Origin of the sequence: Pseudomonas sp. DWP3-1-3b3 (genome assembly GCF_049896305.1) — a bacterium.
Classification (GTDB): Bacteria; Pseudomonadota; Gammaproteobacteria; order Pseudomonadales; family Pseudomonadaceae; genus Aquipseudomonas; species Aquipseudomonas azotoformans_A.
Window position 1 is genome coordinate 36245 of the sequence record NZ_JAFCUA010000008.1, and the last position, 26375, is coordinate 62619.

The following is a 26375-nucleotide window of genomic DNA, read 5'->3' on the forward strand; positions in this document are numbered from 1 at the left end:
GATATAGGAGGGTTAGCCGCACAGCACGGCGGCGCGTACCGGGTCGATGGCCACCAGCGCAGCCAGCAGGGTTTCCATGCGTCGCGCCAGGGTGGGTTTGTCGGCGTCGTTGCGCTGGGCCTTCACACGCAGCAGTTTGAGCAGGCGTGCCTTGACCTCGAAATTCAGTTCGGGCTCCCACTCGGCCAAAGCCTGGCGTTGTGCTGTGGAGTCCAGTTCCGTCAGCAAATGGATAGCCAAGTCACCCTTGCCGTACTGCTCGGCCACCCGTGCCATCAGCAGGCGCAACAGCCAGCGTTGACGTCCGGTGTGGATGCCGGGGCGTGCGGCCAACCAGGCCAGCGCCGGCTCCACACCCTCACTGTCGGCCTGAGCTATGGCCTCGCCTTCCAGGGATAAAATGTCGGCATCACCGCTGGCCAGCGCGACTGAAGGCACAGGCAACCATTGCTGAGGCTGGTTGCCGCTGACGTGCTGGGCAATCCACTCGCGGGTAGTCTCATCGGCGAACGGGCTGCCGTCACTCCAACACAACACCTCCAGACCCGGCAGGCGTTCCAGGAACATGCCCAGGTCACGCTGGGTAATGTCGGCCCAGCGATCCTGCGGTGCGGGTTGTTTGCTCAGCGCCTGATACAGATACCACTGCAAGTCGAGCCAGAAATGATTCACCCCCTCGGCATAGATCCGCTCAACCTGGTCGATCAGTTCCGTCCAACTCTGTTGCAGGTACAGCCGTTTGAGCTGTGCCCGGTAGTCACCTCGCGGCGGCGCCAGGCGCGTCTTGTTGTCCACCTCTTGCGGCGGGGCCTGGTGGATCGTGTCCCAGCGCAGGCTTTTCATCAGTCGGTGGGCCGCTAGCCAACCCAGAGGTTGTTCGCGCAAGTAACCCGCCAAGGCCCGGCCGCTGTCCAGCAAATCGCGACCGGATTTGATCCCACCGGCAGGCAGCGTAGGTTCATGGCTGACAGTGTTTTGGGGCACCACCGCGTCCATGCCACCGGACTGCGCAAGTCTCGCGGATAAGGCGGCATACAGCGGCGCAAAATCCGGACGCTGTTCCTGCGGCCACGCACTCAAGCCGCGCTCAAGCCAGGCAAGGGCCGCAGCGGTGCGCTCGGCCTCGACCTTGACAACCTCCGGGTACAGCGACAGCGTGTCCAGCACCTTGCCACTGGCCAACCACTCCAGCGCCATTTTGCGACTGTTGGGGCGAATGGGCAGCACGGCGTCGGAGAAGCGTTCCACCAATGCCGCCAACAAGCTGAGGCCATCGGCCAAGCCCACTTCGCCGTCCTTCTGCAAGCGTGCCCAAAGGTAATAGGTGACCACACGCAGATCCTTACAGCTGTGGGTCAGCAGCTTCTGCGCCAGTTGGGCCACCTGCTCGGCATCGGCGCCGGAGAGCTTGTTGACCTCCTCGCGCATGCGCTGAAAGTCATCGTCGTAGCCGGGATCTTCGCCGACCGGGGATTCGGCGCTGATGGGTTGCAGCCAGGAATGCCAGTGGGAAGCTTGCTCGCGGGCGATGGACAGGGCGTCGCGTTCGCCGAGGCAGCGGGCGATCAAAGTACGTAGGCTCATGGGAAACTCCCGTTTTGCACATACGGCGTTTCCACGGCGTTCTCGCTGAGGAAGATCTGCTGGGGCAATTTAAAGCCCCTCAACTTGAGCAACGCCAGCGGCCCCGCATCCAACTCGGTGCGCAGATGCCAAATCAGGTTTAAACCATCAGGAGCCTTGAGCACCATGCGGTAGCGGCTGTCACCATCGTCCAGCGGTGTAACCTGGGCTTTTTCCAGCAAGCGAATCAGGCCCCAGGTACCGGGGTAATCACCGAACAACCGTTCGCCGGCCAGCAGGCTGGTCCAGCTCAGGCTGACGCCGGGATAGTCACTGCGCCCCGGCCAATTGAAACGCTGCCAGCTCTCCTTCTGGTTGAAGTGCTGGTGTTTGTCGCCATTGAGGATGAAGGTGGTTTGCACCACATCGCGTACGGGTTTGCCTTGCAGCTCAAAGCTCATCCCCATGCCGCCGTCGGTGTAGAGCACATCGGCCAGGTCGCTGAGCTGGTTGATGGCCGCCAGAAATTGCGGGTTAAAGCGCAGCCCTTGGCTGTGGCGTGGATCGGCCACCCAACGACTACCTTCCTTGCGCAACACGCCGCTCAATTGCCGCTGCAAGAACTGCTCGATGCGCCCAGAGTCTGCACGGATCATCTGGCCCAGCATCGGCAAAGACGCATCACTGGTGGTGGCTGTGAATGGATAGCGGCTGGCGAAGGAATCGTTCCAATGGCTGACGATCGAGCGTTGCCATTGGCTATTGATCCCCGCGGCTGACGGTTGCAAAACACGTTGCCAAGCATGCTCCAGCGGTTGTACGAACAGGGTTTGTGCCGCCCCGCCCCACTCCGAGCCCAGACTGGCGGCCAGTAGGCTGCCATACGCTTGCGTGTCGGTCAGGTCGATGCTGCGGCCTTGAAACACGGTTTGCGCCAGAGCCTGGGTCATTTCCGGCGGGTCGGGTGCCGTGCTGACTTGCTGCAACTTCAGCCGTACGCGGGTGACTCGGGTCAGAAAGGATTGGAGGCTTAAGCCATCAGCACCATTCTTGCCTTCAGGGCCTTTCCCCAATAACGCCAACAACGGGCCAAAGGTTGCATCCAAGGGACCGCTGGGTATGTGGGCCAATTGGTCGATCACCGGAGCCTTGTCTTGACCGATCAGCTTTTGTGCGGACTTCACCAACGATTCGGTTAACGCCTGAGTTCGAGTACCGGCCTGACCTTGATAGGCCAGCGTGTTCATCAGCGCAATCAGCGGCGATTGGCGCACATCGCTCATCAGCGTCAACTGGTCGATGACTTCGTCAAGGCTACCCGCTTCCTGCCAGCGCAGGCTGTTAAGCAGATCCAGCCAGGCACTGGCGTAGTCCTGGAAGTAACGTTCAGTGAGACGCTCACGGAACTGGTCAGGGCTCAAACGGGTATCGATGTCGGTGGGCTTGTCGCTGAGGACCCAGTCGATCTCCTCGCGACGAGCCTCGGCGATCTCGTCGATGGCTTGGCGCACTTGCCCCTCCCAGGCCTGGCGGGTGAATACGCCCGGCACGCTCGCATCGGTGGAGAACAAGACCGAGCCATCGGTGTCACCCACAAGCTGGTGAAGGCCCAGGTCTGGGAAGTGATTGGCGGCGTCATCGAGCAACTGTTGATACAGACTGGCTTCGGCATTGCGCTGGCCCAGCTGACCGAGCAGTACCTGCCGGACTTGTGCGACCAGCCTGGGGTCGGCCTGGATGCGCCAAGCGGGGTTCTCTGTCAGGTGTTCGCCATAGAACCGCCACAAATTGGGGGCCAGATTTTGCCAGAGACCAGGTGATATACCTGTGCGTGTAGGTTCAACTTCACTCAGGGTTGCGACCAAAAGACTGGCATCGGCTTTTTCTGGGCGCGCCATCATCAAGTACGCGTTGAGCTGGGCGTAGGCTTCACGGGCGCGTTCAGCACGCTCGGGGCTGTCCGGGGCCAGCTTGACCAGTGCGCTGAGCTGCTGGCGCAGAGCGGCGGTCGCCGGATCGCGGATCAGGCGGTTGTTGGCCTCCACATAACGTGGCCACAACGTGTCGAGCAGAGCTTGATTTTGGTTCAAGCCAAAACGTTGGTACCACGGAGCACCGCCCTGGACACGATCATCCAGGCGCGCCAGCTCGCGGACCAATTCGTTCAGGGCCTGGAGTTGTTCGTCAGCTTGCGAAGACTGTTGCAAGGCGGAAAGTGAAGTGTGCACCTGAGCGATCTGCGCGCGATTGCTGACGAAAGACAGCAACAGTCCCGCCCCCCACAGTACGGCAAGCCCCAGGACCATCACATAGCCGACTCGATAGGGGGACCAACCCAAACGAAAGCCCGTGCCAGTCTTATCACCCACAACCCCTTGCCAGACCGCATCCTCGGACCAGAAGTGTGGGAGCGTGCTCTCGACACGTGACACCGGCAGGCTGAACCAAAGCCCACGCAGCGGCACGCTCCCGGCGAATTCGCCCAATATCGGCGTCAGTACCTGACGCCAACGAGCAATGCCCTTGGCCTGTAAATCGCGGGACAGTCGCAAGAGGAAGTCATGGGTCAAGGCATCCTGCAATTGCGCCAAACCCGCATGGCGCAAAGGGGCGAGCAGCCCATTCAGATTTTCTTCTAAGATCTGGGGAGTGAGGCGCCGTGGCAGCAGGCAGCCTACGGGTTGGCTATCGCGTTGATCCTGAGACCATGCGCTGTCGCCAACTTGCCATAGGTGCAACGGCAACTGCCAACGTAAAGCACGGGCCAGACTTTGTAGACGACGGGCACCGGCGCTCATCGCGGCGGCATCGGTGCATTGGTCTTTGCTCAATGCCCAGACGACACCATTGAGTGCACGCCTGCGGCATAGGCCGCGCCATTGCTGAAGCAAAGAGTCTTGCGGCTCACCCTGGACGCTGCCAGCCCAGAGCAGCATGGTGTTTTGCCCTTCCAGCCAACGCTGCTCAGCCAATCCAGGGGCAATCGCCTCGATCTGCTCAGGCTCACCGACCACCAACAAGAGTCGAATTTTGCGCCTCCAGAAAACCCCATAGCGTTCTCGAAGATAAGCAGCGTTGGGAACGGCACTTTGCGCAACCTGAGCAACCTGAGGTTTTGAACGGGCAATTTGGGGGAAGTCCTTTGCGTCTTGCTTACGATAGGCCGAACGCCCCAGTTCACGGCCCAATAGGTGGTAGCCCAACAAAAGCAGCACCACGATCAACGTGATTGCAGCGATCACCACCAGCCAAAAAGTCTGGCGGTCGCTGCCAGGCTGAATGCTCAACCAATCCGGGTAGCGCCATACCACCACACCCAGCAGCGTGCCGGCCAGCAACAGCGCGCCCGCCAGAACCCAGAAGCCTACAATGCGTCGAAACTGCATTCGAGATCCCTATGTCGAAAGCGGCAACACAGGCGTCATCGCTGTGCTCCAGAGCTCTGCATCAGCGCAGCCGCTCCCGCTGAAAATGAACTGCGGCCCAGCGCCGCCCTGCATGGTTTGTGTTGCCGCAGCAATGGCCAGCCACGGTGCGGCTTTGCCTGAGTGCCCTAGCAGTGTGTCCAAATCGAGAATTTCTTGGTCACGCGTCACCGACATGGGTACCTCACCCAGTACGGTGTTTAGCGTTGCGTGACGTTGTGCCTCTATTCCTGCTCGCCAGACATGCCGCACCGATGTCGCATCCACCGGTCCCCAGTTCAAGGCTTGAGTCACGGCATAGCTCAACGCTTCAGCCGATGGTTGCTGCTCGAGTTCCGGGCGGTGCAAAACAGCCACGGGAGACAGAGTCGTTTGCGTCAACCGGTTGCCAAGTAGCAACCCCACAACCACCTCCCCTGTTGCCTCGGGCTGCTTCGGTGCAAAGTGCACTGCAATCACCAGCAGCAGTGCCTGATCGTCGCTACGTTCATCGAGCCATTGGTCCACAGCGTGCAAACCACACCCCTCCACGGCGATGAACGTTTGACGGATACCTGACTTACTCAAGGCCTGTTGCCACACACGGTCCCATGCGCGATCCAACAAACCGGTCTCTACTTCCAGCAACACTGCCAGCTGCGTTTCATCAGGTAACTGCTTCAATGACGGAGCCAGCTCGGTAAACAACTGCACCAGCGTACGCAGCAACGCGGGCTCGGGATCTTCACTCACATCGCCAGCCAAACGGCTGTGACGTAGCGTTACGCTATCCCGCCGGGCGGGTTGGGCCTTTAGGGCTTTGATACCCCCGAGCAACGCATCGACCTGTGCCGTGGGGCTTTCGTCCGGCTTGCGCAAGGCGGTATGCAGACTTACGCTCAGTACATCCAGGGCATGTCGCCCTTGACGGACTCTCTGCATCAAATCGTGCTCACGGGCCTCATCCCAACCGTCCGCCACGTGTTGCTGGCCGAGATACAACAGCACCCTTGCGAAACTCAGCACACACCACCCCAGAAACGGGATGCCCAAGGCCCATCCCCAAAACATAAGCGGCTGCTGGCTTACCGGTGCAGTACTGAACAGCAACGCCCCCCCTCCCCCCAACACCAGGAAGAGCACCAGCAGCCCCAACCACCGCCACGCACGAAGGCGGGCGGGTCGAGGCGCCAAGGCCGGTACCTGGTCCATCCTGACCGGCATGGTTAGCTGGCACCTGCAACGGGCAGCGATGAAATCAACGTACAGCCACAGGCACAGGCGTGCCCTTCAAAGGCTATCGGGATGCCGTTGTCACGGAAGACCGGGTGGCCCTCGGAAATTTCAGTACGGCCATGGCCTGGGATCGGACAGTCCACAGAGTCGCCCTCGCGGGCGACGCCGATACCGCCGAACCTCATGGTTGTGGAACCGGAGAGGACCTCGCCCTCGCCGGTTGTTTTGTCGCCTATGCGGATGATGCCTTTCATGCAATACACCTCTTTTAAAAGACCAGCAAAAAGCAACTTAGCACTAAAACTTTAGACTCAATGAACCCACCAACTTAGAAACAGACCTCCACTTAACACAACTTTCTCACGACCTTATATACCCCACACTCAAATACAGAATCACTTGATTACGAACACCCCAAAGCATCGTCAACATCACACTCCAAGTGGGGAATCACCTTCTCAAGATCGTCTACATATATTTTTTCACATGACACTTGTACAGCCGAGCCTTTAGATGCATCAGAAACAACTATCCCAGCACTTCTCGCACCCTTTCCAACACCTTCACCATCGTAGTTGCTATAAAGGCCATACACATAAGAGCCGATGTGAAATTTAATTACTTTGTAGTCAACCTGATAGCGAACAAAGTGGTTCGACTTGAAAGCATCAAAAGAAAAACCCGCATCAGGGAAAACAAGTTCTATATTTTTTTCTCGACCAAAGCGGTACTGAACTCCAGCCAACGCCCCATCAATATAGCTTGGACAGAGAGCCAGGTCTTTTCCTCCGGCAACTTGGCACTGAAACAACGCGCCCCCATCATCACAAATTTTTCCCGGCACAGCCCATATTGGACCGGTCCAGAAAATCGCATAAAAACAGACCAAGACCTTAACAAAAAAATCACAAACCCTTAAGCGCATTATAGTTATCCCTCATCTTTCGATCATACCCTTTTTGAGCCGGGCCATTATATTTAAGAGCAAACCTTAACCAATCTTTTTTTACAATCGCCGAAGACAGAACCGCATCAAACTTTATAAAACTTACGAACGCTTTTAAATGATTTTTCTCAGAACGATTAAGGTCTCGTACAAAGTCTTCGACAGAGGAATATCCAGCGTTGGAAAAATATCTTCCCATAATTTGGAAACGCCCCCATGACGCGGATTTCAAAGCCTCACTTGCACTCAACTGATAGGCCCTAACCATTTTCCCGTATTGTGCTGAATGAAGGCCATAACCACCACCCACAGGGGATGATATATCCGAATCCGAACCATCAAACCGACCACCTGTCAATTGATGAAAGTAGTGCCGCTCAAACAGTATAGTTGCAACCTTATCGTCCCCCACCCTCGTAAAATAACTACCTAAAGATCCTGTCTCTGTAATTGCGACGGCTTTTATTGCTTCGACTTCACAACCAAGCGTAGCCGCCGCCAAAACAAAATCACTTTCTTCAATCACTGAGCCGTCATACAAGTCCAGAAACATCAGTTCTGTTTTTACGCCATTTATAAAAATTTCCGGATGCTTCTTTTCATTACTAAACCACCCCGCCAGCCCCACAGGATGAAAGTGATAGACCTTCCCATCAATCGGCAAGCCAACTTTATCGGCCGCCTCCCCCCACCAGCTCAGCCGTTTAATACGCGTCTTCTCCGCCAACCAATTAATATGCGGAGTTGAGCCACCATGACCAAACATTTCATCCAGACCATCCCATTTCTGCGTTTTGTAGTACCACTCGCTTTCGCAGCAGATAATTAACTGCGAGATCGACTGGGCGTGGGCAGGCACTCGAATTGCCGCTTGGATTTCCTCAGCCGTAATTTTGTTATTGCGATCACGATCGATGATTTCATACAAACGCTTCTTGATTGGCCCTGCATCCCCTGCATCGGCTAATGGGCCATAGCGTTGGAGTTGTTGATCTGTGAAACGATTAAGTGATCTTAGGAACGACGCCATAAACGCAGGAGCAGCAGTATAGTCCGTGATGACTTCGTAGCCTTCCCATGCCCATGGACTGACCCATGAGGTGACGCCCACTTCCTCACGCACCCAGCCATTCAATAGCGTGTTGTTGGCATCGTTGAGAAGCTGTTGAAGGCGATACCAGTTGCAAGCCTTGCGCCCTTCCGCTGCAGGCACCGTAATTTTTTCTGCGGCAGGCAAACTATCAAGAAAACTTTTTGGGACCAGTAGATCGGCTCCACTGATTGCGTCAGCCGCACTGAAGGTGGGCAGTCGTTTGGCGTTAAAATGGTCTTGATGGGCCACTACGGCAGTGCCCTTGACGAGCTTCAGCCAAGTTTTGCTCGTGGTGGGCAGGTTCAGTTCCCACTCGCGGCTCTTTTTTATGAATTTCTCCATATCATCGTCGCTGAACACTTCTAGGTGCAGCTTCTTTTCCGAACGGTCGGCGGCGTAATCCTGGTAATCCCCAATATGACCTATCAACTCTCCAGCCTTGATAGGAATAGGCTCATCAAGCACAGATATATCATCAAGCTTCAGCGGTTTGCGGACACGTTGCAGCGATTTATAATGGATATATTGGTTGACGCGCTCCAGCTTGCGAAAGTCGCCCTCTCCGCTGACCATCACTTGCGATCCAACGGGAAGTTTCAGACCAATTGTTTTACTGCGCGCACTTGCTTCTACATAGACATCAAGATCTTTCTCAACACGATATTCACCATTCCCAGTAGCCTTCAAGTGATCAGCACGTACGTAACCAAGTAGTGAGCCTTGTGCGTTTGGATCTTGCAAATAACGCGGTCCTGGAGTGCTCTCAAGCTTGCGGTACTCACCGTCACCACTGATCGTAATTTCTGCCCCTCGCGGCAGCAATTCAAACACTTTGCCTTGACGGGGTAGATTCCGCACGTTCAGTCCGCGCTGTTCAGAGGATCCGGGATGTTTATCCCCTGCGGTGTCTGGAACTAAGTAAACGTCACTTTCTGGCCAGAACGCTGGCCGGGCAATGGCTGAAGCGTTTTGGTAGTACGTCCAATTTTGCAGGTGCATATACAGGCTGTAGAAGAACAAGCGGGGAGGAGTCTCCGATTGACCTTCAATTTTCGGTGCCTGCAGAACATGACGCACCAACACGAAGTTACGCGAGAAGGTTTTCTTTACCGCCACCTTGTTGACTTGATAAGTCGTCATCGGTGCGTGACTGTCGACTCGATAAGCCACCACCTCACCATCGGCCAAACAGTGCACACTAGCGTGATTCAGAACACCAGTGCCGCTATCGAAATGCACGCCACCATGCCAAAGACCGCCCACTCCCAGTGGATATGAACCCGACGCCGCATTGGCCAACTGCGTTAGTTGTTGTAGCGGATTGCTCTTTTCCTTGAACGGGTGGCTCCAATTTTTTATTGCCTCAGGTCGCAATTGGGCAGTCACTGGCGCCATATTTCGGAAGGGCCTTCCATCCGGCGTCAAATAGAACGGTTCCTGCGAGTCCTCCGATTTCGCGTCATTGGGACTAAAGATATTGGCAAGCCGTTTGAAAAAACCATCAGCCATGGTGCGCTCCCTCATGGTCACGAAAAGATGTCATCCCGAGAAAACCGTTGAACTCAAAGAGTCAGCGTCATACTCAGTCACCGGGGGAAGTTGCGGCATCTGCGCGACCTGCTTGGCAGCCCCCGCCACGTACTCGTAGCTCGCCGACTTGACGATGTAATCCCCTTCGGTGCCCGACTCGATGCTGAACGGGTCCAAGGTGATGTAGCTGCCGCCGGCATTGAGGATGATTTTCTTCTTGGCCGTAATGCGGATCTCGTCCTCTGTGCTGCTGATCTCCAGCCCATGGCGTGCCATCAACTCCAACTTGTCGTTCTGCGCCTGGATACTCACCGCGCCCTGGTTGGCAATCAGCTTGATGCCCAACTTGCGCACAAACAGGCTCAACCCCTGCCCCACGCCGATAAACAGGCGCTTGACCACACTGATATCGGCCTGCCCACCAGCGTTCAGCATCAGGTTGTGCTCAGCGGCCAATTGCAGATGCTGACCGCTGGTGAGCGCAATGCCCTGCGGCGCGCTGAGTAGGAGTACCGCCGATTGGAGCTGCTCCAGGTCTTTCTGCAGCAGATTCAGTTGCGCCTGCACGTCTGCCGGATCGGTCTGGCTGGCCTCGGCATCTATCGAGAGCGCCTGCAGCTGCTCGCCGGCCTGCTGCAATCGGCCCACGGCGGCGGTCATCTCCAGCATTGGCCCCTGCGCGCGGCGCTGCGCGTCGGCACTGATAAACAGGCCTTTGCCGCCACGGATCGCCGCATGCCCGTCTGTGCGCAGTTCCGCGCCCTCCCCGCGAGGTTGGCGCTCGGCATCGACCAAGTGGCCGAGGTTAAGCTGGCTCTTGCCGCTGTGTTCGGTGCTGAGCTTGAGGTGCTCTTGCCCACGGGTGTCGTCCATACGCAGTTTGTTGTTGGCCGGGGTGCGCAGCACGTTGCGCTTGTCGTTGCGCAGGGTAACGTGGTCCACATGCTGACTGTCGTGCAGAGCATGGGCGATGTAGGGCCGGTCCGGGTCGCCCTGCTCGAAGGCCACCGCCACTTCGGTGCCGGCCAGCAGCGGTAAATGCAGGCCATAGGTGTCGCCGGCGTAGGGCCGGGCCAGGCGCAGCCAGACGCTTTCTTCACCGGCCTTCCAGCTGTCGCGATCGAACAGGAAGTTCACCCGGTAGCGCCCTTCCAGGTCGATATGCGCGTAGGGGTCATTGGCCTGCGGGCTGGTGACGCGGGCGGGGACGGTGCCGGCGATTTGTGGTTTGTCCTTCAGTTCAGGGCGAAAGCACACCGTTTCTGAATAGGGCATGGCCTGGAAGGTGGCCTCGAAGCTTTTATCGCGCGCGGCGGTGGTGGTAAGGCCAGTGATCACCACACCCGGGGCAAAAGCCTGGGGAGCACCGCCGCTAACCTTCAATACCTGACCGGGCATCAGGGTGGCGCTGCTACTGATGCCGCTGAACTGGGTCTGCCCATTCAGGTAACGCTCGTGGCGCAGCCGCGCGTAGAAGTAGCCGCTTTCGCTTTGCAGGTCTTCGTCCTGGGACTGCGCATCGCCGAGTACCCGGTAGGGTTCGGCATAGTGGTAGGCCTCGCCGTAGGTGGTGGTCGCGCCACGGCTCTGATCGATCTCGCCGCTCAGATGAGCACTGGCATCGCGATGCTGGTAGGCACGAACATGCACCTGCTGTTCAACCACCGCATGGCTCGATTGCAGGTTCCAGACGCCATCCTGGCCGCTGCTGCCCAGCCCGGATTGCGGGCGAAACGGCAGCTCGATATCGAACTGATAGAGGCGCTGATCGTCGCAGAACTCGACCACATCGATGCCCAGGCGCTCGTCGCTGGTAAAGCGGTACCAGATGCCGACCTCGGCCAGCAGGCGCGTAATAAAAGCCAGGTCGCTTTCGCCGTATTGCATGACTTGCTCGCGCTTGGGGTAGTCGCGTTTCAGGCTGAACAGAAAATCCTGGCCTTCGAAGCCATGGCGAGTGCGCAGGATGCTCTCGACGATGTCCGGCACCGATTGGTGCTGGTAGATGCGGAACTGCCGGCCACGATCCAGCAGGGCCAGACGCGGCTGCAGGGTGATCTCATACGTGGCCTGGTCGTTGGAGCCGGACTGGCGCTTGAAGCTGGTGACCACACCCTGCAGGGTACGCAGTGGTTTGACCTCTGGCGCACTGACACCCACAACCGGCAGCTTTTGCGGCGCGGCGTGCAGGCTGAAGCTGACGTCCTGGCCGAGCAGGCTTTCGGCGGCCAGGTCACGTTCGCTGCTGGTGAATTCCACACGGTAGTGGAACGGTTGGCTCAGGTGTTCCTGGCCCTCGAAGGCGAGCACGTCAAGGCGGGGCTCGACATCGCGCACCTTTAGGATGTGCCGGCTGTGGTCGAAGAAATTTTGCATGCTCACACCTCCATGGCAACAGACTGAGCCGTATCTTGAACGTCGGAAAAGTGCAGGCAGATGCCCTCATCGACGCTGTAGCTGAGGCTCACGCCCTGGGTCCGTTGCTGCGCCGCACGGCGCTCCAGCAGTTGTTGGCTCAACACCGGTAGGATCTGCTCGTTGAGCAAGCTGTCGATGTTGCGTGCGCCTGAGTCCGGCAGCAGGCAAGCGGCAACCAGAGCGTCGCTCAGCGCGTCGTCTATCTCGCAGTCCAGGCCGTAATGCCGTTGTAGACGCTTGGCGACCTGGCCCAACTTGATGGCCACAATGCGCTTGAGTGCATCAGCCTGCAGCGGGCGATAGATCAGGGTCTGAAAGCGTGCCAACAAGGCAGGCTGGAAGTGCTCGCGCAGGATCGGTCGTAGCAGTTCGTGCAGCACGCTGTCCGGTGCCTCAGGTTGTTCCTGCAAACAGGTTTGCAGCAAGTCGCTGCCGAGGTTGGAGGTCATGAGAATCACAGTGTTGCGAAAGTCGATCTCGCGCCCTTCGCCATCGCGCATGAAGCCGCGATCAAAGACCTGGTAAAACAGATTGAGCACGTCGCGGTGGGCCTTTTCCACCTCGTCGAGCAACACGACACTGTAGGGTCGTTGGCGCACGGCTTCAGTGAGCACACCGCCCTGGCCGTAACCGACATAACCGGGCGGAGAGCCTTTGAGTTGGCTGACCGTGTGGGCTTCCTGGTACTCGGAAAAATTGAGCGTAATCAGCGATTTCTCGCCACCGAACAAGCTGTCGGCCAGGGCCAGGGCTGTTTCGGTTTTACCTACTCCACTGGTGCCAACCAGCAGAAAAACGCCCAGCGGCGACTGGTCATTGGTCAGCCCGGTTTTGGCCGCACGCAGGCGTTGCGCCATGGCGCTCAATGCTGGCGCCTGCCCGATCACGCGCGCTCCCAATTGCTCCTCGAGCAATAGTAAATTGGCTTGTTCGTCCTTGAGCAAACTGCCCAGTGGCACGCCCGTCCAATCGGCGATGACTTCTGCCACGCTACGTGCGTCGACATCCAGCGACAGTAGGGGTTGATTGCCCTGAATATCACTCAACTGCCGTTGTAACTGCGCACAGGTGTCGCGCTGTGGCGGCTGTGCCTGACGCGCATCAATCAGTTGCTGGGTCAGGTCAAGCTCTTGGCGATATTGCTGTTCCAGTTCGAGGTACTGGCGTTGCAATTCGGCGTGTTGTGCAGCGATCGCCGCCAGACGCTCATCAGTGCCTTGGCCGCCAAGTCGCTGATCCTGTTCCAGGGCTTGCGCTTCCAACTCCAGAGCCACTTGCCGGGCACCCAGGCGGATCAAAGCCTGCGGTTCACAATCCAGGCTCATGCGCACGCGGGCGCTGGCGGTGTCCAGCAGGTCAACCGCTTTGTCCGGCAGTTGACGGCCGGTCAGGTAGCGCCGCGACAGACTGACCGCTGCCTGCACCGCCGCGTCCTGGATATGCACCCCGTGGTGATTGGCATAACGGACCTTGAGGCCGCGTAACATCAGGTTGGCGCTGGCATCATCCGGTTCATCAACCTTGACCCTCTGGAAGCGTCTTTCCAACGCCGCATCGCGCTCGAAATACTGCTTGTACTCGCTCCAGGTGGTGGCGGCGATGGTGCGCAGTTCACCACGGGCCAGCGCAGGCTTGAGCAGATTGGCCGCGTCGGCGCCACCTGCCTGGTTGCCGGCACCGATCAAGGTGTGAGCCTCATCGATAAACAACAATACCGGTTTTTCCGATTGCTGCACGGCATCGATCACATTCTTAAGACGCTGCTCGAATTCGCCTTTGACCCCGGCACCGGCTTGCAACAAACCCAGGTCAAGGGTGCGCACACTGACCGACTTGAGGCTGTCCGGCACTTTGCCTTGAGCAATGTTCAACGCCAGGCCTTCGACCAGTGCTGTTTTGCCCACCCCTGGCTCGCCTACCAAAATCGGATTGTTCTTGCGCCGACGACTGAGGATATCGATCACCTGACGGATTTCATCGTCACGGCCAAACACAGGGTCGATCTTGCCTTGCGCCGCCCTGGCAGTCAGGTCCTGAGTGAACCTGTCCAGCACCGCCTGCAACGCATGCTCTTTTTTTGTGGTACTGGGCGGGAGCAGGGCCAGGTCATCTGAATCAGTTGTGGGACTGTCCGATGTGGCTGACACCTGCACCTCAGGGCGCTCCTCGGACGTCTGATCCAACAACACCACCAAACGCTGAACCTGAGCCTCACTGAGACTGAGCAATGGCCACGCCGCCTCGCATGTAAGCAGACTCGGCGTTTCCATCAAGGCACTCAGCAGGTGTACAGAGCGCAGGCTGTCGTTGTTGTCGTCCAATGACGCACGCAGCCAGGCATTTTTGATCAGTTGCTGCAACGGCTCCGACAACTGTGGCTTGCTCTGCACACTGCGTGGCTGCCGATCAATGTGCTCTAACAATCCGTACCACAGCGTCTCAAGATTCCACTCGTAACGGCGTGCGATCACGGTCAGATCCCCCTCACCCTGCCCCAACAATTTGAGTAGCCAGTGTTCGATGGTGATCTGCGCGTGCGCGCGGCTTTGGCACAGCGAAGCCGCCGCACTCAACGCCTGAGCGCAGTAAGGGTTGAGACGGCGAAGCAAGCGGGTGGAATTCTGTGCCATACGGTTACATCCTTGTCTGGAGATCTGGGTGTGTCGTCGGTTGAGCCGGCCGTGGGTTTGAAACTTGATGTGTTTGGCTGAACGCCCGCGAACGGGCGCTCAACCCAGCACACCTGGGGCCAGCAGGCGAAAGCACGCCTGCTGCTCCATGCGCATCACGCGCTTTGGCGTTCATTCCACGAATCGGAGTGGATGATGTTGCCGTCCTTGTAGGTCCAGGTGACCTTCTCGTAGCGCAGCTCCACCAGTTCCAAGTGGTTGTGTTTCTCTTTGCTTGGGTCTTTGACGTCGTGCATTTTCGGCGCGACTTTCACCACCTTGACGTCTTCCAGCTTGGTGATGAAGTACTCGACTTCCTGCCCGGCATCATCAATGCGGTACCACTTGAACTCGGCACTCTTGAGGGTTTGTCCGGTGGTCACTGCCTTGTAAAGGTAAGGGCTGGACGCATCGATTTCCTTGGAGAACAGAAACGGGGTGTGTACGCGTGTACCGGTCAATTTGCCGGTGTTGTTATCGGTGGGGATGTACAGGCTGTGGTCTTGAGCCACCACCTCGATACTGCCCTCGCGCTTTTGCACGTTCACAGAACCTTTGATCTTTGCGCCGCCGTCGTCTTCCAGCCAGAGGTAAACGGGAATAGCCATGTGAAGCTCCTTTTCTCGGAAATTTAACTGTCGCGGGATACGACAGGGGGTTGTCTGTCCGGCCCTGCCGCAGGAAGCGCGCACGCACCCGCCTCAGGTACCAAACGGATATCAACGCGGCGATTGGCAGAGCGCCCCGCCTCGGTGTCATTACTGGCGATCGGTTGGCTGGCGCCGAATCCCTGCACCGCAAAACAGCTGTCGGGAATCCCGCCCATCTGCTGCATCCAGGCATGTACGGCAGCGGCACGGGCGTGGGACAGCTGAAGGTTTTTCTGGGTGTCCCCGGTGGAATCGGTGTGCCCCGCAATCACAATCAGCCAGCCTGGCTGGGCCTTGATGTCGACCAACGCATTGACCAGGACTTTGGTTGAGTTCGGCTTGAGCTGGGCGCTGCCGGTGGCGAACAGCGACAGACTGTCCAAGCGCACCGGGCTGGCGATCTGCAGAGGGAGTTTGGTGGGTGCAGGTTCAACATGCGCTGCCAGAACCGCCTGCAGCGGCGCACGCAACCGCTCACCGCGATAAAGGCCCAGGCCATACGCCAGTGGCACACCGTGCCGGTAGTAAGCGTCCAGGCGCTGGGCATCCTGACGAAGCACGGTCACAGCCTCTTCGCGCCATAGGAATTCACGTTGTTCACGCTGCGTCGGCTGGGGAATGGCCGCATAACGTCGCAGGTCGTCACTGACCTGGCGCACCAACAAGGTGTTCTGCCACGCCGAACTGGCGAGTGCGCCGACACCTGCAACAGTGAATAACCACAGCGCAACGATGCTTGCGCGCCGTATCGGAGAACGCAATGGACCGAGCGGGAGCAGGCTGAGCAAAGGGTCTGGGAACGGCAAGACTGCATCCGTCACCACCGGCCTGTTGTCGACCAATGCCACTTTGTTGCGCAACCACTGCTGCCATAGGTTGCCCTTCACCGCATGGGGCAACGCCGGCACCCATTTGACCGCACAGACCGCCGCCAAATCCGAAGAGTGGCGAGTGGCGAAGTGAGGCAGCACGGCGTCATGCAGCCAGGCCACAACGCTGTTCAGCTGTACGCTCGCCGGCATCCGCGCGGCTTGGGCAGACTGCTGCCACTGGGTCAGACTGACGCAAGCGCCGGCGTCATGTACCCGAACATCAGCCTGGCCGTTGTCACAACTGAACCAAGGGTCCTCACCCAATGAAGCTTGCAGGTAGCTCACCAGCAACAGCGGCAATGGGATGCCACGCTTACGCACTAGAGACGCTTGATGGCTGAAGGCACGAATGTGGCCTGCAAGCACAGCGCCGTCGCTGTGCGCACCGGGACTGACGGTGAACATCACGCTGAGTTGCGCCCCCCAGCCAGGACGCGAAGCCAGGATGGCATCAGCGACTGCCGGCAGTCGCTCCAGATTCGGAACACGGACATAACAACCGTGTTCAATGACCCGCAACGTCAACGGTTCGACGGGAACCGAGCCGAATAGCCCATCCAGACCATCACCACACACCAGCACGATAGGATGACGAAATGCGAGCGCAGGCAAAACATTCTTATCGACCCACTTTATCCGGTCCAGTTGTCGGGCTGCACGGCGCCCCAACAACACCCAGGCCCATACAACGCAGCCCACCGCCATCAACATGCCGAGGACTCGCACCCCCATGCCAAGCGGAATGATGACCAGCAACGCGAGGGCCAGAGCCCCCGCCCACAGGTAAAGGATTCGATATAGGCGCAGGCTCATCTCGCCCTCACGCCTGAGCAGGCAAGAGCGAGGCAAGCGCGCCGCTCAACAGATGATCCAGCCCCCACCACGTAGCCGCAAGCAACAGGCCCGCAATTACCACATGGATCAGCGGTGAACGCAGCCAGGTCGTGCCTACAACCCAATCTCCCCTGCCTGGCTGGGTAACCAAGCTCTGACGGATACTCAAGGGCGTGATTTGTGCACTGAGGGCCACCAGTAACTGTTCACGCTCGGGGTCACCCAGGTCACGGTAGCGTCCACGAAAGCCCAGCATCAGTACTCGTTGGAACGCCGTCAGTACCTGCCGGTTGGGCGCATGCTCGCGCAAGACGTCGCGCATCTCTTCATACATAGACTCGCCCGCCTGATGGCGATTGAAGAACTTGGTCTGCAACGGTTGGCTGGCCCAGGTAGCATGCGCATCACCATGGGTGCAGGTAAGCACTGTTTCGTCGAGCAAGGCACATTGTGCATGGCTGATGTGGTCGATATTGCGCTGGCTAAGGCCTGCCAGCTTCAACTGCTGCCGAACGTACTCGACCTGCTCCACGCACAGTTGCCACAGGGCCTGGCCCTGTGACACCGAAGCCCCTTGGCGCAGCTCCACCACCAACAGGCAGGTGTCTTGCAACAATTCATCGATATCGACCGCGATGGCGGCGTGTTCCTGGGTGGCTGTCATATTCATGAGCGCAGCACCGCGAACAGTTCAAGCTGCACATCGGCCACGGTGCTCGGCACATAAAAAGCACAGACGCCTTCATCCAGCATGGACTGGCCCTTAGCATGGCCGAGGTCCAGCGCGAAGTACTGGTTTTCCAGACGTAACGGAATAGCCGCTGGCACATGGCTAAGGGATTGCAGCGGCACGCCGTCAAGCGCGGAGTTGACCAGGTAATTAACCTCGTCAGGCGTCCCGATCTTGCACAGGCGCGGAAATTGTTCCTGCAACTGTGCCGCCGGCAGCCGGCAGCGTACCGATAGATAGAAGTCGGCACCGTCATGCTCGCGCAGGCGCGGGTCATTCAGCGTGACCTGCCAGCGATTGGCCCCCTGCTCCTCCAGCACCAATGCGATCACCCGGGATGGCAGGCTGGCTTCCAACAACAGCGAGATGGTGTGCATGAGCGGTGGGAACACGGCTTCAAGTTGCTCGTGCTGATAGGTCGGAATTTTGTCGATGTCGTGTTCCAGCGAAAACGTCAGCAGACTGCCGGCCAGCTTGATCAATTGCTGGTAGATCTGCTCAGGATGCCGCGCCGGGAAGTCCAGAAGATCTGCCAAGACCGGCTGATAGGTATTCAAGGCGTTCAGCAACCAGAACAGCGACACATCGGCCACGGCAAAATCGGCCATGCGCTGATTGCTTTCGCGGCGCATGCCCATCAGTCGTTGCCGTTTGGCCGATAGCTGCGTCAGCAAGTTGTCCAACTGGTTCAACAACCCCGCATGGGCTGCGAAACTCAGCAGCGGCGGGACATAACCGGGATCAACGCTCCAAACCCCTTGCGCATCGCGTACCAGACGTGCGACCGGACATGTCAGGTAATCGGCATTGTCGTCGCTGTGCAGACGCAGGCTGAGCGCGTGTTCAAGCACACCGATCGACTGTATCTCGTCAGCATAAATATCCTGTACTTCGCGCCATGCCTGGCGATAGCGCATCGGTCGATCAGCCCGTCCACCTTCGAACAGGCAGTTGTTACCGTTGGCCTGCTCCAGCGGCAAGGCCAAGTGCACGATCGCGTCCTGACCTGCATCGGCCAGCAATTGCGACAGCTCCAAAGCGGGAGGCAGCCGGTCCACCTGCTCCGTGTCAATCCAGGCACCATCGGGCATGCGCACACACAGTTGAGTCGCCTTGAGTTTGCCCAGTCGCAAGGCGTCAAGGTCAAACGCCGCAGCCTGGACACCCCAGGGGTGTACCAGACACAGATGAGCCAGCTGTTGGTTAGCCCAAGCCTCCCAACGCGCCTGCTGCTGGAATTGCTGTGGCGACAGCAACGCCCCGGCAGCCCATAGTGGGCGATCGATCTTCATGGCATCGTTTCCCTACGACTGAATCAGGCTTTAGCCTTGGGCATCTGCGAAACCAGCGACAGGTTCACGTCCATGCCCTCGACCTGGAAGTGCGGCACGGCGTACAACTTGACGCGGAAGAAACCGGGGTTGTCCTCGATGTCTTCCACCGTGACCTTCGCATCACGCAGCGGGTGTGAGGCTTGCAGATCGTCGCCCGGGTCAGTCATCTCGGTGACCAGGCCGCCGATCCATTTGTTCAGCTCAAGCTCCAGCAGTCGGCGGTCTTTGGTGGTGCCGATGTTCTCGCGCTGGATCAGCTTCAGGTAATGAGCGATGCGTGAAAGCAAAAAGATGTAAGGCAGGCGGGCGTTGATTCGACTGTTGGCGGTGGCGTCGGCGGTGTCATACAGCGCCGGTTTCTGCGCAGAATTGGCTGAGAAGAAGCACGCATAGTCGCGGTTCTTGTAGTACGAGAGCGGTATGAAACCGAGGTTGGCGAATTCAAATTCGCGCGTCTCCGGGATCATCACTTCGGAAGGGATCTTGACCTGATTGCCAGTGCCCAAGTCGTACAGGTGGATCGGCAACTCCGTGACTGCGCCACCCGATTGCGGACCACGGATCTGCACGCACCAGCCGTTGGTGATGAAGCTCTTGACCATATTGGCGGCAAAGGCAAACGACGCATTGGTCCACAAATACTTGCCGTGATCCGGCCCTTTTACGCTTTCAATGTAGTTGAAACTGCGCACGGGAATGGTGTCGGGCCCATAGGGCAGGCGACCTAGAACGCGTGGCATGGTCAGACCGATGTAACGTGCATCATCGCTGTCGCGGAAGGCTTTCCATTTGATGTATTCGGCGCGGTCGAAGTAGTTACCGATGTCTTTGATCGCAGCCACTTCTTCCATGGAGTCTTTGCCAAAAAAGGCCGGGCCTACGGAGCCCACAAACGGCATATGTGCAGCGGCAGCGACTTTGGAAATGTTACGCAGCAGGGCTATATCCTGAGGACTGCGATTGAATTCGTAGTTGGAGATGGCAGCTGCAATCGGCTCGCCACCCGGCGTGTCGTATTCCTGGGTATAGGTATGCAGGTATAGGCCACTCTGGGCGATTTCCGGCGCATCCTCAAAATCCTGAACCAGATGATCCTTACTGATATCCAGCAGTTCTATACGAACATTCTGACGGAAGTCGGTCTGGTCGATCAGCGATTTCACGCCTCGCCAGGTGGACTCGACGCGCTGAAAGTCCGGGTGGTGCATAACCGCATCAAGTTGGCGACTGATTTGCAAATCCAACGAAGCGATATGTTCGTCCAGCAGAATCTTATCCAAACGCTCGACTTTTTGCGGCGACTGCTTGAGTAACTTCAGAAAAACACTGACAGCAGCTGTTACCCGCTCATCAGCAGACACCTCAGACAAGGCTTCAGAGTTTTGGAAAACCTCGATGCCACCCAGCTCAGTCACCGGGCTCAGATTGATCTTGTTAAACAGAGTGCTATACACACCACCGCTATCTTCCGACAACACTGTGGCGCCGCGCGATTGCACGTTCGAATTTTCTACGGACATGATAAAACTTCCCTTTAATACAACCGATATGGATTAACGCTCGTCTTTTGGCGCCAAAGCAGCCAACTCAGCGCGCAACTCCTCACTCAGGGCGTCATCCTTGAGGATGCGCTCCAGTTCATGGCGGAAGGTCACGTTATCCAGCAGGTTCGATTTGAGATCACGCAACAGATTGCGCATGGCCAACAAGGCGCGCAGTTGCGGAATCTGCCGCGCCACCTGTTCGGGCTCAAAGTCCTTCATGCTCTGGAAACTCAGTTCAACTGAGGTATCAGACGCGTCATCGGCCAGGGTGTTATTGACCGCAAGCTTCAGGCTAGGCGAGAAATCGCCAAGAACGCTATTGAAGTTGTTTTTATTGATGTCAACCTTGCCTCGCTCAGAAACTGGGCGTTGCTCGCGGCCATTGCTGTAGTCGCCCATGATCATAAGCTTAAGCGGTAACTCGACTTTTTTCTGTGCGCCGCCGGTATGCAGGTCGAGCTTGATATTGACTCGCGCCTTGGGCACTTCGTTTTGAAAACTGTTTGAAGCCATGGATTATCTCCTCCCGACGCATCCTCTGCGTCAAATGCACTTACACGACATATCAAGTGCGCATTCATTTCCAAGGCACAATGAACTATTTCAGATATTCCTTACTAGCCTCTACATTGCAATGGGGAGATTTCATCGCAACATTGGAGAGTTTTCCCACAAACAACCGGATAGACCTGATTATCCGAATCACTCTTTTAAATTTTAAATCTTACTCTTACACCACCACACGAATTCGCCGACAAACTTTTCCGACACACAAAAAGTTTAAGAAAAAAGGAAATACATTTATGCAATAGACACTTTACAACAAACACCTTAAAAGCAGAAAAGGCAACTCCACCCTAATGGAGTCACCTTTTATAACTTAACTATCTGTCTGAGTGCAAAAGAGGCAAACATAATGTTTACAAGGGTATAACTGGGTGATCTCTTCAAAATTGTGCAACCGAAGATCCCGCCCTTAACTCAACAACACCACCCCACCCGGCAACTCCGTGCACTTGGCCCCATACGCATCGCGAATCAACAACGCCACGCCCGCCAACTGGTGCAAACTGAACCGCGCCTGCACCCGGCGCTGGCCCAACTCTTTGTTGAGCAGTAACAGCATGCCCGGCCGGTAGCGGTTGATTTCATCCACCACCGTTGCCAGCGTGGCGTTGTTGAACACCAAAATCTGTTCACGCCAGGCCACGACGGCCTGGGTGTCTACCGTGGTCACTTCACTGACGCCAGCAACGCCATAGGTCAGTTGCCGACCGCCGTCCAGGCGCACACTGCGTCCGGCGATATCTACCGAGAGCGAGCCCTCGATACAGGTCACGCACACGTTGTGGTCGGTGTTGCGCACGTTGAAGCGTGCCTGCGCCGCGCTCACCCAACCATCACCGGCCTGGACCTTGAGCGGTTGGGCAACGTGGGCGATCACTTCGACTTCACCTTCGACCAGTTCAATGCCCTGCCCCACCCGACTGATGCGGGTCTGGGTGTTGAGTTCCAGGCTGATCCCTTCGCTCAACAGCACTTGGCGTTGCTCACCGACTTCGGTGCGATAGTCCGCCGTGAGTCCGGCAAAGCCACCCGGCACGCCGACGCGCACCATCAACACGGCTGCCGAAGCGGCAATCGCGCCGCCCAAAAACGCGCGCCGACCAAAGCTGCGCGGTTGCGCCACCTGGTCGAGGGCCGGTGTGAGTTGCTGCCACAGCACCTTGGCCTGCTCGAATGCCTGCGTATGTTCCGGGCTCTGCGCGCACCAGGCTTTGAGCGCCTTGGCATCGGCCACGGTGGCGCGGCCCGAGGTCAGCAGGAGCAGCCAGTCGCGGGCTTCATCGTGCAGGGGGCTGGCGGCGGATGGCCGGGCGGTGGGGAAGCTGAAAATATTCAAGCGCGCACGTACTCACGGATTTATCAGGGACTCGACACTAAGACGGTTTTCCGGCCCCGGGACCGAACCGCTGAATCACTTTTCTTTCGAGGCGCTTGGCACAGTGGCCCAGGGCGGCCTTGATTTCCTTCTCGACCATGCGCGTGGAGATGCCGAACCGCTGGGATATTTCCAGGTGCGGCGCCTCTTCCAGGCGGGCGGCGATGAGGATTTTGCGGCGACGGGCCGGCAGTTCGTAGAGCGCTTTGACCAGGGACTGGATTTCTTTCTGGCCGCCCACCACCCGCGACGGGTCCTGGGCTTCATCGGCGCTTTGCAGCAGTTCTTCCACTTCGCTGCCGGTGAGCAGGCGCGCGTCGGCCTGGCGGCGGTCGGCGGCGATGTTCAAGGCCATGCGGTAGAGGTAGGCGTTGGGTTGTTGAAGGTTGGGCGGCACGTCCATGCGGTCGACCCGCAGGTAGGTTTCGTGCAGCACGTCGTTGGCCAGGTCTTCCGAGCCCAGGCGCTTGCGCAAACGCACCTTGAAGTCTTCGTAGGAGGCCAGGAACAAGCTGACCATCGCACTGTGCCCGGTATTTTTCATCCGCCCCAGGCTCCTTTCGCTGCTGTGCATTCCATGCGCATTCCTGTTGTGTCAGGCATCAAAAGTAAAGTCACCGGTTGGCGCAGTGAGCTCGGTGCCGGGCGTTGGACCCGGGCCGCGCTCAGGCTGCGTACCAGTGCTTCATCGCGTTGTTCATCGCCGGTGGAGCTGACCAACCGACTGTGTTCAATCACTCCGTCCGGGTTGACCCACACCTGCACCAAGGCCCGGAAGCTGCCGGGCCGGGTCAGCGGCGAGCGGCACAGGCTGGTCTCGATGGCTTGCTGCAGTGCCGTCGCGTAGCTGTTGTTGATCCGCGCGGCGCTGCGTGCCGCCGCCCCCTTTGTGGGCGGTGGTTGGCTGACCTGCGGGGTCTGCAAGGTAAACGCATCGCTGCGTGCATAACGTGCCATCAGGCCACTCCCTGTCAGCAACATCGCCAGTGCCTCTTGCGCCGTAAAGCGCCCGCGTACCCCGATGGAGCGCCGGCCCCGCGTCAACTCGCGGTCCACCAGCACCGCCATCCCGGTGGCGCGGCTGTAGGCTTGCAGTGCGTGTTCAAGGTCTTGCGCCGGCAGGTTCAACGACAGCAGCGGTGACTCTGCCTGCGCCATACGACCGCCGGCCAGCAGCAACAGCAAGACCAGGGCGCACATGACGCGCCTCCAGCCCCCCTGATCACCCCCTGCTCTGCATCGCTGCACGGCCGACGCGCCCTAGAAAACCGTCATCCTGAGGCCAGTTTATGAACCTGATGTTACGGTGATAGCAAAAAAAACATCACGGTGACGAGAAGCCCGCTGCACTACACTTTCAAGCCTAACCGGCCCACTCCTCAGGGCCTGCCAGGAGGCCCGATGAAGCTGTTACCGACCCTCGCCAGCCTGTTGCTGTGCGCTGCCCTGCCCGCACTCGCCCACGCCGAAAACGCCGCCGGCACGTGCGCCGAAGTCAGCGTGGATGGCTACAAGGCGCCCGACTATGGCTGCCTCAGCCAGCAGATGGGCAACGATACCAATGCGACCAAGGCGGCGAAGAAAAACCGCGAAGCCCAAAACATCCCAGTGGAAAAACGGCCGCCGAATGCAGTGGGGTTGTCCACCCCGGCGGCGACCAGCGTGCGCATGGGCAACACCTTTGGCACGTCGGTCAAGCCGCAGCGGCCTTGAAGATTTTGACGGAATTTTCATATATGCCCGCCTATGATCGCCCTCCTCGTTGGGGAGTAACCGGCTTCTGACCCTGTTGGAAGCGTTCGTATCAACATATTCGGCAACCTGCCGTGGTGCGAACACCGTCTTTTCGGTTGGTGAGACCAGCGACATCCCATGCCTGAAGTCGGGCGCATGGCGGTGTCGTTGTGTCCCATAGCCCGACTGGAAGCCTGACCGTGAACCCCATTTCCCTGATCCTCCTGGCCCTGGCCATGTCGACCGACGCCTTTGCGGCTGCCATCGGCAAAGGCTCCAGCCTGCACAAACCCCGCCTTACCGAAGCCCTGCGCGCCGGCCTGATCTTTGGTGTGATCGAAGCCATCACGCCGATGATCGGCTGGGCCATCGGTCATGCCGCCACCCGCTGGGTGGAAAACTGGGACCACTGGATCGCCTTTACTTTGCTGGTCGGGCTGGGCCTGCACATGATCTGGAACGGGTTGAAAGCCGATGATGAAGAGGCCGAGAAGCCGACCCAGCATTCCTTCATGATCCTCGCCGTGACGGCGTTCGCCACCAGCATCGATGCACTGGCAGTGGGCGTGGGCCTGGCGTTTGTCGACGTGAATATCCTGGTGGCAGCGGCGGCGATTGGCCTGGCGACCATGACCATGGTGACCCTCGGCATGATGCTTGGGCGAGTGCTGGGCACCGTGGTGGGCAAACGGGCAGAGATGGTCGGGGGTGTGGTGCTGATGCTGGTAGGTGCGACGATTCTGTACGAACACCTTTGGGCCTGATCAAGCGTAGGAGCCGAGGGAACGGCTCCTACAGAAGATGAATCAGGCAGCGTGGCTTGCTTTCTTCAAGCTATCCATATCGATCACAAACCGGTACTTCACATCGCCCTTGAGCATCCGCTCATACGCCTCGTTAATGCCCTGGATATCGATCATTTCGATGTCCGAGACAATCCCGTGCTTGGCGCAGAAGTCGAGCATGTCCTGGGTTTCCTGGATGCCGCCAATCAGCGAACCGGCCAGGCTGCGGCGCTTGAAGATCAGGTTGAACACCGTCGGCGACGGATGCGGGCTGTCGGGCGCGCCGACCAGGGTCATGGTGCCGTCACGCTTGAGCAAGTTGAGGAACGCATCGAGGTTGTGCGGTGCGGCAACCGTGTTGAGGATGAAATCCAGGCTGTTGGCGACCTTGGCCATCTCGTCCGCATTCTTGGAGACCACCACTTGATCGGCACCCAGGCGCAGGCCATCTTCACGCTTGTTGGGTGAGGTGGTGAACAGCGTTACATGGGCGCCCATGGCATGGGCGATCTTCACCGCCATATGGCCCAGGCCGCCCAGGCCCACCACGCCGACCTTCTTGCCAGGGCCGACCTTCCAGTGGTGCAACGGCGAATAGGTGGTGATACCCGCGCACAGCAACGGTGCCACGGCGGCCAGGTTGGACGCGTCGTGGGAAATGCGCAGCACGAACTTCTCCTTGACCACGATGCTGTCGGAGTAGCCGCCGAAGGTGTTCTCACCGCCGAACACCGGGCCGTTGTAGGTGCCGGTAAAACCGCTCTCGCAGTATTGCTCCTCGCCTTCGGCACAGGACGCGCAGTGCTGGCAGCTGTCGACCATGCAGCCGACGCCGGCCAGGTCACCGACCTTGAACGTCTTGACGTTGCCACCCACGGCAGTCACACGACCGACAATTTCATGGCCGGGCACGGAAGGATACAGGGTGTTGTTCCACTCGTTGCGTACGGTGTGCAAGTCGGAGTGGCAGACCCCGCAATAGAGAATGTCGATCTGCACATCATCTGCCCCCGGCGCGCGGCGCTCGAAGGTGTAGGGCTTGAGGGAGTCCTTGGCGTTCTGGGCGGCGTAGCTGTAAGTCTTGGCCATTT

General features: G+C 58.4%; 20 protein-coding genes. 2 read left to right on the top strand and 18 right to left on the bottom strand.

Annotation, left to right across the window (positions count from 1 at the left end):
• Positions 1 to 12 precede the first annotated feature (12 nt).
• From tssA to ACP7BX_RS22690, 17 genes are all read right to left on the bottom strand, one after another.
• Positions 13 to 1584: a type VI secretion system protein TssA gene (gene tssA / locus ACP7BX_RS22610; RefSeq protein ID WP_426127803.1), complete on the bottom strand. Its 1572-nt coding sequence runs from the start codon at positions 1582 to 1584 to the stop codon at positions 13 to 15.
• Positions 1581 to 4949: an ImcF-related family protein gene (locus tag ACP7BX_RS22615; protein ID WP_426127801.1), complete on the bottom strand. Its 3369-nt coding sequence runs from the start codon at positions 4947 to 4949 to the stop codon at positions 1581 to 1583. Before ACP7BX_RS22615 ends, tssA begins: the two co-directional genes overlap by 4 nt.
• 9 nt (positions 4950 to 4958) lie before the next feature.
• Positions 4959 to 6077, bottom strand: coding sequence for a hypothetical protein (locus tag ACP7BX_RS22620; protein ID WP_426127799.1), 1119 nt, complete (start codon positions 6075 to 6077; stop codon positions 4959 to 4961).
• Between the two features lie 116 nt (positions 6078 to 6193).
• On the bottom strand, positions 6194 to 6457 hold the full coding sequence (locus ACP7BX_RS22625; protein ID WP_426127797.1) for a PAAR domain-containing protein: 264 nt from the start codon (positions 6455 to 6457) through the stop codon (positions 6194 to 6196).
• Positions 6458 to 6606: 149 nt separating this feature from the next.
• The gene (locus ACP7BX_RS22630; RefSeq protein WP_426127795.1) at positions 6607 to 7128 is read right to left on the bottom strand and encodes a hypothetical protein; all 522 of its coding nucleotides are present in this window, start codon (positions 7126 to 7128) and stop codon (positions 6607 to 6609) included.
• Positions 7109 to 9751: an N-acetylmuramidase family protein gene (locus ACP7BX_RS22635; RefSeq protein WP_426127793.1), complete on the bottom strand. Its 2643-nt coding sequence runs from the start codon at positions 9749 to 9751 to the stop codon at positions 7109 to 7111. Before ACP7BX_RS22635 ends, ACP7BX_RS22630 begins: the two co-directional genes overlap by 20 nt.
• Before the next feature lie 30 nt (positions 9752 to 9781).
• Positions 9782 to 12148, bottom strand: coding sequence for a type VI secretion system Vgr family protein (locus ACP7BX_RS22640; RefSeq protein WP_426127791.1), 2367 nt, complete (start codon positions 12146 to 12148; stop codon positions 9782 to 9784).
• 2 nt (positions 12149 to 12150) lie between these two features.
• Positions 12151 to 14820, bottom strand: coding sequence for a type VI secretion system ATPase TssH (gene tssH, locus ACP7BX_RS22645; protein WP_426127789.1), 2670 nt, complete (start codon positions 14818 to 14820; stop codon positions 12151 to 12153).
• Positions 14821 to 14975: 155 nt separating this feature from the next.
• Positions 14976 to 15467 (bottom strand): Hcp family type VI secretion system effector, encoded by a 492-nt coding sequence (locus ACP7BX_RS22650; RefSeq protein WP_038848394.1) that lies wholly within the window; start codon positions 15465 to 15467, stop codon positions 14976 to 14978.
• 23 nt (positions 15468 to 15490) lie between these two features.
• A complete protein-coding gene (locus ACP7BX_RS22655; RefSeq protein WP_426127786.1) occupies positions 15491 to 17194 on the bottom strand; it encodes an OmpA family protein in 1704 nt (567 codons plus the stop codon).
• Between the two features lie 7 nt (positions 17195 to 17201).
• On the bottom strand, positions 17202 to 17885 hold the full coding sequence (tssL, locus tag ACP7BX_RS22660) for a type VI secretion system protein TssL, short form (protein WP_426127784.1): 684 nt from the start codon (positions 17883 to 17885) through the stop codon (positions 17202 to 17204).
• The gene (gene tssK / locus ACP7BX_RS22665) at positions 17882 to 19237 is read right to left on the bottom strand and encodes a type VI secretion system baseplate subunit TssK (protein WP_426127782.1); all 1356 of its coding nucleotides are present in this window, start codon (positions 19235 to 19237) and stop codon (positions 17882 to 17884) included. The genes tssL and tssK overlap by 4 nt, the downstream gene beginning before the upstream one ends.
• Positions 19238 to 19260: 23 nt before the next feature.
• Positions 19261 to 20799, bottom strand: coding sequence for a type VI secretion system contractile sheath large subunit (tssC, locus tag ACP7BX_RS22670; RefSeq protein WP_426127780.1), 1539 nt, complete (start codon positions 20797 to 20799; stop codon positions 19261 to 19263).
• 33 nt (positions 20800 to 20832) lie between these two features.
• On the bottom strand, positions 20833 to 21336 hold the full coding sequence (gene tssB / locus ACP7BX_RS22675) for a type VI secretion system contractile sheath small subunit (protein WP_426127778.1): 504 nt from the start codon (positions 21334 to 21336) through the stop codon (positions 20833 to 20835).
• 463 nt (positions 21337 to 21799) lie between these two features.
• Complete coding sequence (locus ACP7BX_RS22680; protein WP_426127776.1) at positions 21800 to 22726, bottom strand: FecR family protein; 927 nt, start codon at positions 22724 to 22726, stop codon at positions 21800 to 21802.
• Positions 22727 to 22763: 37 nt separating this feature from the next.
• Positions 22764 to 23309, bottom strand: coding sequence for an RNA polymerase sigma factor (locus ACP7BX_RS22685; protein ID WP_038841783.1), 546 nt, complete (start codon positions 23307 to 23309; stop codon positions 22764 to 22766).
• On the bottom strand, positions 23306 to 23965 hold the full coding sequence (locus tag ACP7BX_RS22690) for a TonB family protein (RefSeq protein ID WP_051422269.1): 660 nt from the start codon (positions 23963 to 23965) through the stop codon (positions 23306 to 23308). The genes ACP7BX_RS22685 and ACP7BX_RS22690 overlap by 4 nt, the downstream gene beginning before the upstream one ends.
• Before the next feature lie 201 nt (positions 23966 to 24166).
• Here ACP7BX_RS22690 and ACP7BX_RS22695 point away from each other — a divergent pair, with 201 nt between their 5' ends.
• Positions 24167 to 24478 (top strand): hypothetical protein, encoded by a 312-nt coding sequence (locus ACP7BX_RS22695; protein ID WP_314527952.1) that lies wholly within the window; start codon positions 24167 to 24169, stop codon positions 24476 to 24478.
• Positions 24479 to 24699: 221 nt separating this feature from the next.
• On the top strand, positions 24700 to 25263 hold the full coding sequence (gene mntP, locus ACP7BX_RS22700; protein WP_314527949.1) for a manganese efflux pump MntP: 564 nt from the start codon (positions 24700 to 24702) through the stop codon (positions 25261 to 25263).
• 42 nt (positions 25264 to 25305) lie between these two features.
• Here the strand turns inward: mntP and ACP7BX_RS22705 are convergent, their stop codons facing one another.
• The gene (locus ACP7BX_RS22705) at positions 25306 to 26373 is read right to left on the bottom strand and encodes an NAD(P)-dependent alcohol dehydrogenase (protein WP_426127773.1); all 1068 of its coding nucleotides are present in this window, start codon (positions 26371 to 26373) and stop codon (positions 25306 to 25308) included.
• Positions 26374 to 26375 lie beyond the last annotated feature (2 nt).

Excerpts from the sequence above, each read along its gene's own strand:
- tssA (WP_426127803.1), bottom strand. The coding sequence starts at position 1,584 with ATGAGCCTACGTACTTTGATCGCCCGCTGCCTCGGCGAACGCGACGCC.
- ACP7BX_RS22615 (WP_426127801.1), bottom strand. The coding sequence starts at position 4,949 with ATGCAGTTTCGACGCATTGTAGGCTTCTGGGTTCTGGCGGGCGCGCTG.
- ACP7BX_RS22625 (WP_426127797.1), bottom strand. The coding sequence starts at position 6,457 with ATGAAAGGCATCATCCGCATAGGCGACAAAACAACCGGCGAGGGCGAG.
- ACP7BX_RS22630 (WP_426127795.1), bottom strand. The coding sequence starts at position 7,128 with ATGCGCTTAAGGGTTTGTGATTTTTTTGTTAAGGTCTTGGTCTGTTTT.
- ACP7BX_RS22635 (WP_426127793.1), bottom strand. The coding sequence starts at position 9,751 with ATGGCTGATGGTTTTTTCAAACGGCTTGCCAATATCTTTAGTCCCAAT.
- ACP7BX_RS22640 (WP_426127791.1), bottom strand. The coding sequence starts at position 12,148 with ATGCAAAATTTCTTCGACCACAGCCGGCACATCCTAAAGGTGCGCGAT.
- tssH (WP_426127789.1), bottom strand. The coding sequence starts at position 14,820 with ATGGCACAGAATTCCACCCGCTTGCTTCGCCGTCTCAACCCTTACTGC.
- ACP7BX_RS22650 (WP_038848394.1), bottom strand. The coding sequence starts at position 15,467 with ATGGCTATTCCCGTTTACCTCTGGCTGGAAGACGACGGCGGCGCAAAG.
- ACP7BX_RS22655 (WP_426127786.1), bottom strand. The coding sequence starts at position 17,194 with ATGAGCCTGCGCCTATATCGAATCCTTTACCTGTGGGCGGGGGCTCTG.
- tssL (WP_426127784.1), bottom strand. The coding sequence starts at position 17,885 with ATGAATATGACAGCCACCCAGGAACACGCCGCCATCGCGGTCGATATC.
- tssK (WP_426127782.1), bottom strand. The coding sequence starts at position 19,237 with ATGAAGATCGATCGCCCACTATGGGCTGCCGGGGCGTTGCTGTCGCCA.
- tssC (WP_426127780.1), bottom strand. The coding sequence starts at position 20,799 with ATGTCCGTAGAAAATTCGAACGTGCAATCGCGCGGCGCCACAGTGTTG.
- tssB (WP_426127778.1), bottom strand. The coding sequence starts at position 21,336 with ATGGCTTCAAACAGTTTTCAAAACGAAGTGCCCAAGGCGCGAGTCAAT.
- ACP7BX_RS22685 (WP_038841783.1), bottom strand. The coding sequence starts at position 23,309 with ATGAAAAATACCGGGCACAGTGCGATGGTCAGCTTGTTCCTGGCCTCC.
- ACP7BX_RS22690 (WP_051422269.1), bottom strand. The coding sequence starts at position 23,965 with ATGTGCGCCCTGGTCTTGCTGTTGCTGCTGGCCGGCGGTCGTATGGCG.
- ACP7BX_RS22695 (WP_314527952.1), top strand. The coding sequence starts at position 24,167 with ATGAAGCTGTTACCGACCCTCGCCAGCCTGTTGCTGTGCGCTGCCCTG.
- ACP7BX_RS22705 (WP_426127773.1), bottom strand. The coding sequence starts at position 26,373 with ATGGCCAAGACTTACAGCTACGCCGCCCAGAACGCCAAGGACTCCCTC.